The following is a 278-nucleotide window of genomic DNA, read 5'->3' on the forward strand; positions in this document are numbered from 1 at the left end:
TACAAGCAGACAGGTTGATGTTGGTAACGGTCCACTTGAGTTGTACCGTGCTGCCGTTAGGCACACCTGTTACAGTTGTTTTGAAGCTGTTCGGGCTGGTGATTTTAGCACCGAGATCAGCACCCACAAAAGACCATTCACCTTTCTGATCCGCTGGTGGCTCATTGGCTTCGATGTCAAAAGTACCTTTCGCACATTGTTTGATCTCGTCTTTAGTGATCACCGCTTTCGGCATGGTACGTACGATGACTGTTTTTTCGTCAGACACGGTACAGTTG

Annotated in this window: 1 protein-coding gene; it reads right to left on the bottom strand. The window is 47.8% G+C overall.

What is annotated here, in order from left to right:
- A partial coding sequence (locus tag ICL07_RS32230; RefSeq protein ID WP_188092176.1) for a hypothetical protein occupies nt 1–278 on the bottom strand: 278 nt, incomplete at both ends.

This window comes from Chitinophaga qingshengii, assembly GCF_014529935.1.
Taxonomy (GTDB): Bacteria; Bacteroidota; Bacteroidia; order Chitinophagales; family Chitinophagaceae; genus Chitinophaga; species Chitinophaga qingshengii.